Source organism: Glycomyces sp. NPDC048151 (assembly GCF_043202775.1).
In the GTDB taxonomy this organism is placed as follows: domain Bacteria; phylum Actinomycetota; class Actinomycetes; order Mycobacteriales; family Micromonosporaceae; genus Glycomyces.
The window spans coordinates 49,050-62,823 of the sequence record NZ_JBIDBB010000007.1; the positions used below are offsets into that span (position 1 = coordinate 49,050).

The window sequence follows — 13,774 nt, forward strand, 5'->3', positions numbered from 1 at the left end:
TTCGTCGTATCCAGCCCGTGCGGTCAGTCGGCCGCGGGGAGGTGCACCGTCACGACCAGGCCGCCCTCGGGGCGGGCGACGGCCGCCGCCTCGCCGCCGTGGGCCTTCGCGATCGCCCGCACGATCGACAGGCCGAGCCCGGCGCCTTTCGAGGCTGTCGCGAGGCGTTCGGTGCCGAGCCGCCGGAACGGCTCGAACAGGCCCTCGACCTCGAACGCGGGCACGACCGGCCCGGAGTTGGCGACCTCCAGGACCGAGGCGGCGCCGTCGCGGCGCGTCGCGACCCGCACCCAGCCGTCCTCGCCCGTGTTGTACCGGACCGCGTTCTCCACCAGGTTCTGGACCAGGCGCTCCAAAAGCACCGGGTCGCCGAGCGCGGGCGCCTCCTCGCAGTCGGCGGTCACCGTCACCTCCCCGGACGGCGTCTGCGCGACCACATGCACCGCCACGTCCGCAAGATCCACATAAGAGCGATCGGTGAGCTCGCGGTCGGAGCGCATGAGCAGCAGCAGCCCGTCGATGAGCCGCTCATGCCGACTGTTCACCTCCAGCAGCGTCTCGCCCAGCAGCCGCACGTCCGCCGACGCGTCCCGCCGGTGCACGGCCACCTCCAGGAGCGCCCGCGTCACCGTCAGCGGGGTGCGCAGCTCGTGGGAGGCGTTGGAGATGAACGCGCGCTGGCCGTCGAAGGACTGGTCGAGCCGTTCGAGCATGCGGTTGAACGTCTCGGCGAGTTCACGGAGCTCGTCGCGCGGCCCGCTGATCCTGATCCGCTGGTGCAGGCCCTTGTCGGCGGCGGGGGACTCGGCGATCTGCGCGGCGGTGTCGGTGACGTGCTGGAGGGGGCGGAGCATGCGCCCGGCGATGAACCACCCGAGCGCGATGGTGGCGAGGCTGACGAGGAACAGCGCGAGGACGCCCTGGTTGGTGATCTCCCCGAGCGCCTCCCCCCACACCTCGCCGACCATGACGATCCGGCGGCTCTCGGTGAGGACCGCGTCTTCGGGGAGCGGCTCCATGCCGCTGACCGACGACTGGAGCTCGTTCGTGTCCCCGCCGGTGCCGGGCACGGCGTTCGCGACGAGGCTGTACGTGAGGAACAGCAGCAGCATCCCGCCGAGCACGAACAGGCCGCCGTAGACGAGCGTGAGGCGGGCGCGGAGCGTCAGGCGCACAGGCGATCTCATTTCAGGTGGTACCCCACTCCCGGGACCGTGAGGACCACCGGCGGCTCGCCGAGTTTGCGCCTCAGTTTGAGGATGGTCATGCGCACGGCCTGCGTGAACGGGTCGGTGTGCTCGTCCCAGGCCTTCTCCAGGAGCTGCTCGGCCGAGACCGGCGCGCCGTCGGCGCGCAGCAGTTCGGCGAGGACCGCGAACTCCTTGCGGGACAACGGCACGTACCGGCCGTCGCGGAACACCTGGTGCAGGTGCGTGTCGAGCGTGATGCCGCCGCGCGCGAGCACCGGGGGCGCGGCGGGGCGCGCCCGCCGCCCCAGGGCCGCGACCCGGGCGGCGAGCTCCCGGAACGCGAACGGTTTCGGCAGGTAGTCGTCGGCGCCGAGCGCGAGCCCGGTGACGCGGTCGTCGACGTCGGCGGCGGCGGTGAGCATGAGCACCCGCGTCTCCCCGTACCCGGCGCTGATCGTCCGGCACACCTGGTCGCCGTGCACGCCGGGCAGGTCCCGGTCGAGCACGACCACGTCGTAGTCGTTGACGCCGAGCCGTTCGAGCGCGGCGTCCCCGTCGAACGCGACGTCGACCGCGTGCGCCTCGCCCCGCAGCCATTCGGCCACGGCGTCGGCGAGCAGCGGCTCGTCCTCCACCACCAGGATCCTCATGCCCTCCATCATGGCCCGCCCGTTGTTGCTCCGGCATTGCCGATCCGGTCGACGGCCGCGCAACACCCCGGCGGGTCCACTGGAGGGGCGGCCGGGACCGGCCCGGCCGCGTGAGAACGGAGCACCCCCCATGCGCCATCATCTTCCCGCCCTCCTGACCCTGCTCGCGCTGGCCGCGGCCGCTTGCACCGCCGACGACCCGCAGGGCGAGCAGGAAGCGGAGCTCGCGAAAGCACTCGAGTATTCGGAGTGCATGCGGGACAACGGCATCGCGGACTTCCCCGACCCTGAGGAGCACGAGGGCGGTGGCGGCCTCCAACTGCCCGAGGGGATCGACCCCGAGAGCGACGCGTTCGAGGCCGCCGCCGAAGCGTGCGAGCAGTACATGCCGGGCCCGGCCGCCGAGGACATGGTCGACGCCGACGCCTACGCCGCGCTCCTCGACTACGCCGAATGCATGCGCGAAGCCGGTATCGACCAGTTCCCCGACCCCGAGGAGGACGGCCTCAACGTCCGTTTCGACGAGCTCGGCATCGACCCTGACAGCGACGACTACCAGGCCGCCCTCGACGCGTGCGAGGACGAGCGGCCCGACGACGGGGCCCTTCACGACGGGGCCTGACCGGGCGGCGGCGTTGCCGGGGCGTTGCCGCCGCGGCTTACGGCCGGGCAACGCCGCCGCGACTGTACTGGTGCTGCCGCCGGGACCTCCCCGGCGGCGATGAAAGGACGAACATCCATGCGGCGACACACGATCGCACTCCTCCTGGGCCTCCTGGCCCTCTCGGCGGCCGCCTGCAGCGACGACGACGGCGGCGGCGGGGTGGCCGACGTCGGCGGCACCGCCACCGAGACCGCGTCCGAAGACGGCGGCGAGGAACTGGACGGCTTCGAGGAGGCCCTGGCGTACTCGGCGTGCATGCGCGAGAACGGCGTCCCGGACTTCCCCGACCCCGAGCAGGACGGCGAGGGCGTCCGCCTCGGCCTCCCCCAGGGCATCGACCCCGAGTCCGAGGAGTTCAAAGCGGCCGAAGAGGCCTGCGAGGACCTCCAGCCCGGGCCGGAGGAGGGCGCGACCATCGACCCCGAGATCTACGAGGCGCTCCTGGACTACGCGGCGTGCATGCGCGAGAACGGCGTCCCCGACTTCCCCGACCCGCAGCCGAACGGCGGCATCATGATGAACGGCGACATGGGCTTCGACCCCGAGTCCGAGGAGTTCCAGGCGGCCGACGAGGCCTGCGCCGAACTGCGCCCCGAACGCGGCGAAGGCCCCCAGAACGACAGCGAGGACGAGTGATGTCCCGCCAGCGCCGCAAGGGCGGCGCCGCCAGGGCCCTGGCCGTGACCGCCGTGGCGGTCGCCGCCGCGGGGGCCGCCGCGGCCGCGCTCGGGTTCGACCCGCGCGCGTTCTTCCAGGAGGTCGAGGCCGAGGCGACGCAGGAGACTCCGGCGACCGCCGAGGTCGTCCGGCAGACCCTCACCGAGACCGTCACGGCCACCGGCGACCTCGGCTACGGCGACGTGATCGGCCTCGACTGCCTGCGGTCGGGAACGTTCACGGCCCTGCCGGGCGCGGGCGACGTGATCGGCCGAGGCGGCGAACTCTACGCCGTCGACGACCAGCCGGTCACCCTCCTCTACGGCGGCCTGCCCGCCTACCGGACCCTCGCGTCCGGCTCCGAAGGCGCCGACGTCGAGCAGTTCGAGGAGAACCTCGCGGCGCTCGGCTACGACGGGTTCACCGTCGACGACGAGTACACGGACGCGACGGCGGCCGCCCTCGAGGACTGGCAGGACGATCTCGGCCTGACCGAGACCGGAATCGTGGAACTCGGCCAGGTCGTCTACGCCCCCGGTGAGGTCCGCGTCGACACCGTCGGCGTCGAACCCGGCGACCCGGCCCAGCCGGGCTCGCCCGTCCTCGACTACACGGGCCTGGGCAAGGTCGTCACGGTCGACGTCGACCTGGAGGACCAGGAGCTGGTCACCGTCGGCGAAGCCGTCCAGGTCACCCTCCCCGACGGGACCGAGGCGCCCGGCACGGTCGCCGACGCCGAGACCGTCGTGTCCGAAGCGGAAGGCGACGCTGAGGCCGCCACGTACCTCGAGGTGACCGTCACCGCCGACGACCCGGCCGTGTTCGACGGACTGGACCAGGCCGCCGTCGACGTCGGCTTCGCCGGGGACACCGCCGAGGACGTCCTCACCGTCCCCGTCGAGGCCCTGCTCGGCCTCAACGGCGGCGGCTACGGACTCGAGATCGCCTCAGGGGACACGACCGAGATCATCGCCGTCGACACCGGCCTCTTCGCCGACGGCTCGGTCGAAGTGACCGGCGAAGGCCTGGAAGCGGGCATGGCCGTCGTGGTGCCGTCATGACCGCCCCCGCCGAGGCACGGCCGGTGGTCGAACTCGACGCCGTCTCCAAGACCTACCCGGGCGGGGTCAGGGCGCTGCGCGGCGTCTCCCTCCGCATCGACGCGGGCGAGATGTGCGCGATCGTCGGCCCGTCCGGTTCGGGCAAGTCGACGATGCTGCACCTCATCGGCACCCTCGACCGGCCCAGCGAAGGGACCGTCCGCATCGACGGCTTCGACGTCGCACGCCTGAAGGACAAGCAGCTGTCAGCGCTGCGCGCCACCAGGATCGGCTTCGTCTTCCAGCAGTTCCACCTCGCCGTCGGCCAAGAGGTCCTCGACAACGTCGCCGACGGCCTCCTCTACTCCGGGCGGCGCGGACCCGAACGCCGCGCCCGCGCCGCCCAGGCCCTCGAACGCGTCGGCCTCGCGCACCGCCTCGACCACCTCCCGAACGAGCTCTCCGGCGGCGAACGCCAGCGGGTCGCCGTCGCCAGGGCCATCGTCGGCGAACCCGCGGTGCTCCTCGCCGACGAACCGACCGGGAACCTCGACTCCGTGTCCGGCTCGGGCGTCATGGCGCTCCTGCACGAACTCCACGACGCCGGGACCACCGTCGTCGTCATCACCCACGACCAGGACATCGCGGCGTCCCTGCCCAGGCAGGTCGCCATGCGCGACGGGGAGGTGGTCTGAATGACGGCCCCGCCGAACGGACCCGGCGAACGCCCGCCGTGGCCGCCACCGGCCCCCGGCCAACCCGAGGCCGCACCGGCCGGACCCGCCGAGACGGCCGCGGACACCAAGCCGCCCAGGGGCTCCGCGAGGATGCGGTCCCTGCGCCGCACCGCACCCGCCACAGGGCCTTCCGCGAAGACACTGCGGGCCGCCCGCATGCACCCCGGCGACGTCCTCCGCGTCGGCGCCACCGGCCTGCGCACCCGCCCCCTCCGGGCGTGGCTCTCGGCCCTGGGCATCGCGATCGGCATCGCGGCGATGATCGCGGTCGTCGGCATCTCCTCCTCCAGCCGCGCCGAACTCGACCGCCAGCTCGCCGCGCTCGGCACGAACCTCCTCACGGTCTCCCCGGGCACGTCGATGATGAGCGGCGAGGTCGGCGTCCTCCCGTACGAGGCCGTCGCCATGATCGCCCGCATCGCACCCGTCACGCAGGTCGCCGCGGTCGGCCAGGTCCCCGACGTCAACGTGTACCGCACCGACCGCATCCCCGAGGGCCAGAGCGGCGGCATGACCGTCTGCGCCGCCGAACTCGCCCTGCTCGACGCGGTCGGCGCCGAACTCGCCGACGGCGTCTGGCTCAACGAGGCCACGTCCCGCTACCCGGCCGTGGTGCTCGGCGCGAGCGCGGCCGAGCAGCTCGGCGTGACCGGCGCGGGCGTCGACGTCTACATCGGCGGCCAGTGGTTCACCGTGGTCGGCGTGCTCGAACCGGTGGCGCTGGCCCCCGAGCTGGACTTGACGGCGCTGGTCGGCTGGGAGGCCGCGGCGTCCTATCTGGGGTTCGACGGGCATGCGACGACGGTGTACACGCGCGCTGAGGACGCGTACGTGCTCGAGGTGGCGGGGGTGCTGGCGGCGACGGCGGATCCGTCGGCGCCGGACGAGATGTCGGTGTCGCGGCCTTCGGACGCGCTCGAGGCGCAGCAGGCGGTGGACAGCGCGTTCACCGGGATGCTGCTGGGCTTGGGCGCGGTGGCGCTGCTCGTCGGCGGTGTCGGGGTCGCGAACACGATGGTGATCTCGGTGCTGGAGCGGCGCAGTGAGATCGGGCTGCGCCGTTCGCTGGGGGCGACGCGCGGGCAGGTCCGCGTGCAGTTCCTGGCGGAGTCGCTGCTGCTGAGTGCGCTCGGCGGCCTCGGCGGGGTCCTCATCGGGACGGCGGTGACCGTGGGGTACGCGTCGTCGCAGGGCTGGCCGGCGGTGGTGCCGTACTGGGCGAGTGTCGGGGGCGTGGGCGCGACGCTGTTCATCGGCGCGGTCGCGGGCCTGTACCCGGCGATCCGGGCGTCCCGCCTCTCGCCGACGGAGGCCCTTGCGGCCCAATAGAAAAGGAGCGGCGGCCGCCCCGGGAGGGACGGCCGTCGCGTCGTCCGCGCGCCTAGAGGTACTGGCGCAGGACCGGTGTGAGCAGGCCCGCGATCTTGGCGTGCCCGGCGTCGTGCGGGTGCACGTTGTCGCTGGTGTCGGTGGCCGGGTCGACCCAGCCGCGCGTGTCGACGTAGTGGACCTTCGCGTCGCCCGCGGCGTTCCGGTTCGCGACCGCGTTCTGGACTTCGGTGAGCAGCCGTTCGCGGAAGACGCCCATCGCGAGGATCTCCGCGTTCGGGTAGGACTGGCGGACCCGCTGCAGGAGCGTGATGTAGTCGGCCTGGAACTGGGCGGCGGTCACCTTGTTGTTGGTGCCCAGGTTGATCACGACGATGTCGGTCTCGTAGGTGTTGAACTCCCACAGGTCGTTGGCGTCCTGGTTGGTGGTGCGCAGGAACCAGTCCATCATGCCGCGGCAGTCGGTGGGGGAGACGCACGCGCCGCCTTCGGCGACCTGCATGTGGGAGGCGCCGACCGCTTCGGCCGAGTTCCACGCGTAGGTCGAGAAGGGGCGGTCCGCGTTCGGCTGGCCGACGGTGATGGAGTCGCCGATGAACTCGATGTGCGTAGCCGGGCGGACCGTGGAGCTGGTGGCGCCGCCGGAGGCGAGGATGAACCCGCCGAAGGACGGGTCGCCGGTGTAGGACCCGGCGCGCTCGCGGAAGCCGATGCGGATGGTGTGGGTGCCGGAGAGGCCGCTTCTGACGGTGACGTTGCCCGAGACCGCGCGCATCCACGTCTCGGCGCCGCCGTTGATCGAGTACCACATGTCGATGGTGTTGCGGAGCTTCACGCCGATGGAGGAGCCGGAGAAGGCGGTCTCGACGTAGCCGCCGGCCCAGCCCATCTGGTGCCAGGTGGCGTCGTCGCGGTCCCAGCGGCCGTAGAACTGGACGTTCGGGTCGGTGAGGGAGCCGTTCCCGGCGGCGCCGGTGGAGCCGAGGGGCACGAGCTTCCAGTGCTGGGACTCGAGGTTGTTCCGGTCGTACTGGGAGACGCGGCTGCCCGCGGTGGTGGCCCACTCCCAGTTGTCGAGGGCCTTGCCGGAGTTGCGGTTGACGAGTTCGACGCTGCCGTCGGACTGGGTGTTGACCTGCCACTGCTGGTTGGTGCCGTTGTTGTCGGACCACTGGACGATGTCGGCGCCGTTCGCGGTGGACTTGGCGTAGACGTCGAGTACCTGATTCGAGTGCCGGGCTTGGATCCGGTAGTAGCCGCTGCCCGAGTCCACGAAACGGAACTGCTGGCTGGTGGCGGTGGAAGGGGTGGCGAGGACGGCTTTGGCGCCCGCGGTGGCGGACGCGCCCTCGATGCTGACGGCGAGGCCGGAGTGGTCGTTGACGATCCGGTACCAGACGTTGGTCTCGACGGCGGCGGCCGGAGCGGCGGTGAGGGCGGTGAGGCCCGCGGCGGTGCAGACGGTGACGAGGGCGGCGGCGAGCCACCGCAGGAGACTTCGCCTGCGGCGGGGCGGAGCGGGAGTGCGCAAGGGGGAACTCCTTTAATTGAAACGTTTAAATGTCTTGCTACCGTTTGAGGATACCGCTTACACGTGAGCGGGACCACCCCTCCGAACGCCCGAAAACAGCGAGTTCGCGACACCAGACGACACCCGCCGCACCCAGACCACACCCCCGCTGTGCCCGCCACACCAACTCCACCGGTCGAGCCGCCCCATGTCGGACCCACGCCGTACCCTGACAAAGACGCACCACCCGGCCAGCAGGAGGAAGACGTGGCACTCGCGCTGTACCGCAAATACCGGCCGCAGACCTTCGCCGAGGTCGTCGGCCAAGAACACGTCACCGAACCCCTCATCAACGCCATCCGCGCCGGCCGCCTCAACCACGCCTACCTCTTCTCAGGCCCCCGCGGCTGCGGCAAGACCTCCTCCGCCCGCATCCTCGCCCGCTCCCTCAACTGCGCCCAAGGCCCCACCCCCGAACCCTGCGGCGAATGCCGATCCTGCAAAGCCCTCGCCGCCGACGGCCACGGCTCCGTCGACGTCATCGAAATCGACGCCGCCAGCCACGGCGGCGTCGACGACGCCCGCGAACTGCGCGAACGCGCCGTCTTCGCCCCCGTCGACTCCCGCTTCAAGATCTACATCATCGACGAAGCCCACATGGTCACCGCCGCAGGCTTCAACGCCCTCCTCAAACTCGTCGAAGAACCCCCCGAATACGTCCTCTTCATCTTCGCCACCACCGAACCCGACAAAGTCCTCCCCACCATCCGCTCCCGCACCCACCACTACCCCTTCCGCCTCATCCCGCCCCCCGCCATGCGCGAACTCTGCCGCAAACTCTGCGACGAAGAAGGCGCCACCGTCGCCGACGACGTCCTCCCCCTCGTCGTCCGCGCCGGGGGCGGCTCCGCCCGCGACACCCTCTCCGTCCTCGACCAGCTCATCGCCGGAGCCGGACCCGAAGGCGTCACCTACGAACGCGCCGCCGGCCTCCTCGGCGTCACCGACGCCGGCCTCCTCGACGAAATGTGCGAAGCCTTCGCCGCCGCCGACGGCCGCGCCGTCATGGAAACCGTCGAACGCGTCACCGAAGGCGGCCACGACCCCCGCCGCTTCGCCGGCGACCTCCTCGAACGACTCCGCGACCTCATCGTCCTCCACCAAGTCCCCGACGCAGGCACCACCGGACTCGTCGACGCCCCCGCCGACCAACTCGCCAAAATGACCAGCCAAGCCACCCGCATGGGCACCTCCACCCTCACCCGCATGGCCGAAGTCATCGCCGCCGGACTCGCCGGCATGCGCGGCGCCACCGCCCCACGCCTCCTCCTCGAACTCGCCTGCGTCCGCGCCATCCTCCCCGGCTCCGACGAATCCATGGCCGGACTCACCCAACGCCTCGAAACCCTCGAACAACGCGCCGCCGGAGCCGCCTTCGCCGCCCCCGCCCGCGACACCGCGAGCCCCACCGGCGCCGCAGCCGCACGCGCCGCGCTGGCGAGGACGGCCGAACCCGCGGCCCCCGCGCCTGCTCCGGCCGCGATACCTGCCGAACCCGTCCCGGCCGCCGTCCCGCCGTGGGAAGACGAAGCGGCGCAGGCAAACCCGCCGCAGCAGGCCCCGGTGCCCGCTGCCGCACCAGCTCCTTCCGCAGCGCCCGCCGCTCCCCCCGCCGACGACTGGGCCGACGCCGAACCCGTCCCGGCCCCTGAGCCGGAGGCGCCCGCATACGCGCCGGCCGCCGACGCGGGCGGCATGACCGCTGCGTCGATCCGGCGCCAATGGGACCGGATCATGATGGCGGTCAAGGACAAGAAGCGCACCACTGCCGCGCTGCTGCAGGACGCGACGATCGCCGACGCCTCCGACAACGAGGTGGTGCTCGCGTTCAAGCACGCCTTCCACGCCGAGAACCTGCAGAAGGAACCCGCTTACGGGATCGTCGTCGGCGTCTTCAACGAGGTGCTCGGCGGCAGCTGGAAGATCCGGTGCGAGGTCGGGGAGGCCGGGACCCTCCCAAAAGCGGTGACGGGAGCAGCGCCTAGCCCGGCGCCGAGCCGCACCGCGCCCGCCATGCCGCAGAGCGCGGGCCGCCCGCAGAGCACGCCGTCTCGCCAGGCCCCTGCGCCCGCCGCGGAGTCCTTCGAGGAGCCCCCGGCCGACGACTACGACGAGCCGAGCCCCGACGACCCGGTGGCCCCCGGCGGCTTCGGCACGAGCGAGGAGCAGGCCGTCAAACTCCTGACGACCGCCTTCAGCGCCAAGCAAATCGCCTGAACAACCCTCGCAAAGTTATCCACAGGCAACGACCTGCCCAAACGCTGCCTCCGCCCAAAGTTATCCACAGGCAGAAAACTTTCCGTTGCCACTTGACTACGGCCGTGTTGTAGTAGATAGCAAAAACGGAAACGGACACCAAGCCATCTGGCACCGGCGGGATGGCGGCGACAAGAGGGAATCGCGATACGTCGCCATACCGAGGTCACGCGCGGCAGTCCAGCCGCGCGTGGTCCCCGCCAGGTGCCAGCCCACCCCTTCCGCTCCCGCGGGAGCAAGGCGCGGGCGGCCGGACACACCAGCCCGGCCGCCCGCCACAATCACGGATGTCGCTCGAGACGGATAGGCTGGCGGGACACCAAGGAGACCCGGAGCCGACAGCGAGGAGCGACATGGACATGTTCGCAGGAGGAGACCTGCAGAAGATGCTGCAGCAGGCGCAGCAGATGCAGGCCGACATGATGCAGGCCCAAGCCGAGCTGGCCGAGTCCGAAGTCACCGCCTCCGCCGGCGGCGGGCTCGTGAGCGCCACGGTCACGGGTGACGGTGAACTCAAGGGCGTCAAGATCGACCCGAAGGCGGTCGACCCCGAGGATGTCGAGACCCTCGAAGACCTCATCCTCGCCGCGGTCCAGGCCGCCAACGCCGACGCCAAGCGCCTCGCCGCCGAGAAGATGGGCCCGCTCGGCGACGCCCTCGGCGGCATGACCGGCGGCCTCGGCCTCCCGGGCATGTAGCACGAAGACCCCCGCAAGCAGCAGAAACAGAAGCCTCTCGGGTAAGTAGCGCGAAGACTCCCGCAATACAGAAGCAGCAGCCTCTCGGGCACGTGGTTCGGAGTGGGCCTTGGCAGCAGGGGTTCGCGGGGCTGGAAGGCTTTGGCGGGCTTACGCAATCGCGGGCACCGCATTCACATTGATCACGAACGAGCCGCAGGAAAGAGAAGATCCTTGTACGACGGGGCTTTGGGCGACCTCATCGAAGAGCTGGGGCAGCTCCCGGGCATCGGGCCGAAGAGCGCCCAGCGGCTGGCCTTTCACCTGCTCGCGTCTGAGAGCGCCGATGTGGAGCGTCTGACCTCGGCGCTTGAGCGGGTGAAGGCCCAGGTGCGGTTCTGCGAGACCTGCGGGAACGTGACCGAGGCGGAGCAGTGCGGCATCTGCAGGGACCCGCGCCGGTCGGAGGCGTTGATCTGCGTCGTCGAGGAGCCGAAGGACGTGCTGGCGATCGAGCGCACCGGGGAGTTCCGCGGCCGGTACCACGTGCTCGGGGGTGCGATCAACCCGTTGGAGGGCATCGGCCCGGACGACCTGCGTATCCGCCAGCTCATGATTCGACTCCAAAAGGGAGAGACCAAGGAGCTGATCCTCGCCACGGACCCGAACACCGAGGGCGAGGCGACCGCTACCTATCTGGCGATGCTGGTGAAACCCATGGGGTTCAAGGTGACGCGTTTGGCGAGCGGGCTGCCTGTCGGGGGTGACCTGGAGTATGCGGACGAGGTGACGCTGGGCCGGGCCTTCTCCGGTCGGCGGGATGTCGACTAGGGGATAGGCCGGGATAGGTCGAGTCGGGCCGGGCGGGGTTGTAAGCGAGCTGGGTCGAGTCGGGCCGGGCTTGGTCCAGTTGGGCTCAACGGGTTGTGCGGCTGGCGGGGTCGAGCCGGCCGGGGTTGGGGCCAGTTGGGTTCAACGGGTTGTGCGGCGGGTCGGGTGGAGTCTCGCGGGGTTGCACGGAGGCCTTCGGCGGCTTCGGGTGTAGTCGGCAGATGTACTGTCCGTTACTCGTGGTCGCGCCTGGTGATTTTGGGTCTTGCTGGGGCGCAACGGGTTTCACTTCGGTGCGATCCTTACGATTTGGGTAACAATATTCGCCGAAACGGTCACGATCACATAACGCTTAACAGTGGTGTAACTCACCTGGTCTTAGGCTGTCTCTACCTCCGAATACCCAACGACCGACGGGTGAGACAACCTATGCGCACGTCACCAACCCCAATCAGGCGCGCCCTCGCCGCGGCGGCCGGCGCCGCCATGGCCTTGGGCCTGTTCACCGCCTGTTCCTCCGACGGCGATGGCGGCGGGGACGCCGACACCGCCGAGGACTTCGACTTCTCGTGTCCTGAGCGCACCGACGGCGAGCCCGCCGCGGACGCCGCGATGAACGAGTCGCAGCCGTTCGTCTTCGGCACCCCGGGCGACCCGACCAGCCTCGACCCGATCCTCGCCTCCGACGGGGAGACCTTCCGCGTCAACCGCCAGGTCTTCGACACGCTCCTCGACGCGGACTGCACCGACACCGTCCCCGGTCTCGCCGAGTCCTACGAGCAGAACGAGGAAGGCACGGAGTGGACGTTCCACCTGCGTGAGGGTGTGACCTTCCACGACGGCGCGGCACTGGACGGCGCGGCCGTGTGCAAGAACTTCGAGCGTTGGGCGAACTTCAAGGGCGGCTTCCAGTCCCCGAACTTCACGTACTACTACTCGTCGGTGTTCGGCGGCTTCGCCGAGAACGACCCCGCGATGGGCATCGAGACCGAGTCGATCTACAAGGGCTGCACCGCAGACGGTCTCACCGCGACCATCAGCCTGAGCAAGTACACCTCGAGCTTCCCGGGCGCGTTCACCCTCGAGTCGCTCTCGATCATCAGCCCGAACTCGATCGACGCCGTCGCCGACGTCGAGCTCCCCGCGGCCGACTCGCCGCTCCCCGAGTACACCCAGACCGTCGGCACCCTCGCCGGAACCGGGCCCTACAAGCTCGAGAGCTGGGACCACAGCTCGCAAGAGGTCGTGCTCACCCGCAACGACGCGTACTTCGGCGAGCCCGCCAAGGTCAAGACGGTCATCTTCAAGACCATCTCGGACGAGACCGCCCGCCGCCAGGCCCTCGAAGCCGGCGACATCCACGGCTACGACCTCGCCGCCCCCGCCGACGCGCAGGCGCTCATCGAGGCCGGATACCAGGTCCCCGTCCGCGGCGTCTTCAACCTGCTGTACCTCGCGTACACGCAGTCCCATGCGCCCCTTGAGGACCACGCGGTCCGCGAGGCCCTCTCCTACGCCATCGACCGCGAACGAATCGTCAACTCGGTGCTCCCCGCGGGCGGCATGGTGGCGACCCAGTTCATCCCGCCGAGCCTCGAGGGCTACTCGGAGGACGTCGCCACCTACGACTACGACGCCGAGAAGGCCAAGCAGATGCTCGCCGACGCGGGCGCGGAGGACCTCTCCATCACCTTCTGCTACCCGACCGACGTCACCCGCCCGTACATGCCGGCGCCGAAGGACATCTTCGACATGATCTCCTCCGACCTGCAGGCCGCGGGTGTCACGGTGGAGGCCAAGCCGATCACGTGGGTCGACTACATCCCGACCACCCGCTCCGGCGAGTGCCCGCTGTACCTCCTGGGCTGGACCGGCGACTTCGCCGACCCGTACAACTTCCTCGGCACCTGGTTCGCCACGGAGTCCACCGAGTGGGGCTTCAACAACCCCGAGGTCTTCGACGCGATCGCCGCGGCGAACACCGAGCCCGACGAGGCCACCCGCGTCGAACTGTGGAAGACCGCGAACGAGGCCGTGATGGCCGAGCTCCCGGGCCTGCCGATCTCGTCCTCGCCGCCGTCGATCGCGTTCGCGCCGAACGTGTACCCGCCGGACGTCTCCCCGCTGACGCGGGAGGACTTCTCGCAGGTCTACTTCACCACCGGCTCCTAAT

General features: G+C 70.7%; 12 protein-coding genes. 9 read left to right on the plus strand and 3 right to left on the minus strand.

Features of this window, described 5'->3' with window-relative positions; genetic code table 11:
* Nucleotides 1-23: 23 nt before the first annotated feature.
* Both ACGGCP_RS17660 and ACGGCP_RS17665 read right to left on the minus strand, forming a co-directional pair.
* Entirely contained in the window at nucleotides 24-1,175 is a 1,152-nt protein-coding gene (locus tag ACGGCP_RS17660) for a sensor histidine kinase (protein ID WP_392967360.1), read from the minus strand.
* 8 nt (nucleotides 1,176-1,183) lie between these two features.
* Nucleotides 1,184-1,840 (minus strand): response regulator transcription factor, encoded by a 657-nt coding sequence (locus ACGGCP_RS17665; RefSeq protein WP_392967361.1) that lies wholly within the window; start codon nucleotides 1,838-1,840, stop codon nucleotides 1,184-1,186.
* A 130-nt stretch (nucleotides 1,841-1,970) separates the two neighbouring features.
* Here ACGGCP_RS17665 and ACGGCP_RS17670 point away from each other — a divergent pair, with 130 nt between their 5' ends.
* From ACGGCP_RS17670 to ACGGCP_RS17690, 5 genes are all read left to right on the plus strand, one after another.
* Nucleotides 1,971-2,462 carry a hypothetical protein gene (locus ACGGCP_RS17670; protein WP_392967363.1) on the plus strand — a complete coding sequence of 164 codons (492 nt, stop codon included), beginning with the start codon at nucleotides 1,971-1,973 and terminating at the stop codon, nucleotides 2,460-2,462.
* 117 nt (nucleotides 2,463-2,579) lie between these two features.
* A complete protein-coding gene (locus ACGGCP_RS17675) occupies nucleotides 2,580-3,140 on the plus strand; it encodes a hypothetical protein (RefSeq protein ID WP_392967365.1) in 561 nt (186 codons plus the stop codon).
* Nucleotides 3,140-4,222, plus strand: coding sequence for a peptidoglycan-binding protein (locus ACGGCP_RS17680; RefSeq protein WP_392967367.1), 1,083 nt, complete (start codon nucleotides 3,140-3,142; stop codon nucleotides 4,220-4,222). Before ACGGCP_RS17675 ends, ACGGCP_RS17680 begins: the two co-directional genes overlap by 1 nt.
* Entirely contained in the window at nucleotides 4,219-4,896 is a 678-nt protein-coding gene (locus ACGGCP_RS17685; RefSeq protein WP_392967369.1) for an ABC transporter ATP-binding protein, read from the plus strand. Before ACGGCP_RS17680 ends, ACGGCP_RS17685 begins: the two co-directional genes overlap by 4 nt.
* Before the next feature lie 132 nt (nucleotides 4,897-5,028).
* On the plus strand, nucleotides 5,029-6,267 hold the full coding sequence (locus ACGGCP_RS17690; protein ID WP_392968029.1) for an ABC transporter permease: 1,239 nt from the start codon (nucleotides 5,029-5,031) through the stop codon (nucleotides 6,265-6,267).
* A 52-nt stretch (nucleotides 6,268-6,319) separates the two neighbouring features.
* Here the strand turns inward: ACGGCP_RS17690 and ACGGCP_RS17695 are convergent, their stop codons facing one another.
* Entirely contained in the window at nucleotides 6,320-7,798 is a 1,479-nt protein-coding gene (locus tag ACGGCP_RS17695) for an RICIN domain-containing protein (protein ID WP_392967371.1), read from the minus strand.
* A gap of 246 nt (nucleotides 7,799-8,044) precedes the next feature.
* On the opposite strand from ACGGCP_RS17695, the gene ACGGCP_RS17700 reads away from it, so the two are divergent.
* The 4 genes from ACGGCP_RS17700 to ACGGCP_RS17715 all read left to right on the plus strand — a co-directional run bounded on the left by ACGGCP_RS17700 (nucleotide 8,045) and on the right by ACGGCP_RS17715 (nucleotide 13,773).
* Nucleotides 8,045-10,054: a DNA polymerase III subunit gamma and tau gene (locus ACGGCP_RS17700; protein WP_392967373.1), complete on the plus strand. Its 2,010-nt coding sequence runs from the start codon at nucleotides 8,045-8,047 to the stop codon at nucleotides 10,052-10,054.
* 398 nt (nucleotides 10,055-10,452) lie between these two features.
* Complete coding sequence (locus ACGGCP_RS17705) at nucleotides 10,453-10,791, plus strand: YbaB/EbfC family nucleoid-associated protein (protein ID WP_392968031.1); 339 nt, start codon at nucleotides 10,453-10,455, stop codon at nucleotides 10,789-10,791.
* 213 nt (nucleotides 10,792-11,004) lie between these two features.
* Nucleotides 11,005-11,601, plus strand: a complete 597-nt coding sequence (recR, locus tag ACGGCP_RS17710; protein ID WP_392967375.1) for a recombination mediator RecR — start codon at nucleotides 11,005-11,007, stop codon at nucleotides 11,599-11,601.
* 429 nt (nucleotides 11,602-12,030) lie between these two features.
* Nucleotides 12,031-13,773, plus strand: a complete 1,743-nt coding sequence (locus ACGGCP_RS17715; protein WP_392967377.1) for an ABC transporter substrate-binding protein — start codon at nucleotides 12,031-12,033, stop codon at nucleotides 13,771-13,773.
* Nucleotide 13,774: the final 1 nt, after the last annotated feature.